At 38.5% G+C, this 641-nt stretch carries 1 protein-coding gene and 1 tRNA gene; one reads left to right on the forward strand and one right to left on the reverse strand.

Translation table 11 applies throughout. From position 1 onward, the window contains the following. Positions 1-223 precede the first annotated feature (223 nt). Positions 224-296, forward strand: a tRNA-Phe gene (locus B5F71_RS19600). Positions 297-438: 142 nt separating this feature from the next. On the opposite strand, the gene B5F71_RS19605 is transcribed toward B5F71_RS19600, so the two are convergent. Beyond that, the coding region (locus B5F71_RS19605) for a hypothetical protein (RefSeq protein WP_158098167.1) at positions 439-641 on the reverse strand (203 nt) is incomplete at its 5' end.

Genomic DNA, 641 nt, shown 5'->3' on the forward strand with positions numbered 1-641 from the left:
TCAGGAAGAAAATTAATGCCAGACCGAGAGAAAAACTCAATTTCTTGACTCCGGCTGAGGTCTTTTTCAAAAATATTTCGTAATGTTGCACTCGCTGGTTGACTCTGCCTTTGAAGTATTTTTCTAGTTGAAGAAAAAATTTTTTGCTGAAAATTTGTTGTGAAAGAAAAAAAGACTTACCTTTGCACCGCAATCAGGAAAATAACGGTTGCAAGACCAAGTTGGTGCCATAGCTCAGTTGGTAGAGCAAAGGACTGAAAATCCTTGTGTCACTGGTTCGATTCCCGTTGGCACCACATGATAATTAGAGAGTTACAGATGATGTAACTCTTTTTTTTATGCTCTTTTTGAGGCTGAGTGACTCCCTTAAACAGGAAATTAAATCAAATAAAAAGCTCCCTATCATTATCCGTATTTTGAATAATGATAGGGAGTTTTTTATTGTGCGATGAAGGTTGTTGCAGATGGAATGTTCTTAGAAGCTGTTTTGAATTTCTCCAAAAAGTTTTTCTTGGCTTGATGTATCCGTTTCCGTGTGTGCTTTGGGCGATTTTTTGGTCCTTTCCGCTCCTGTTCTTCGTCAGATAGCCCGCTATCTTCCTCATCACAGAAGCGAAAATGCCTCAAAAACTCATCCCAAA

Origin of the sequence: Bacteroides sp. An269 (genome assembly GCF_002159755.1) — a bacterium.
GTDB classification, from domain to species: Bacteria; Bacteroidota; Bacteroidia; order Bacteroidales; family Bacteroidaceae; genus Phocaeicola; species Phocaeicola intestinalis.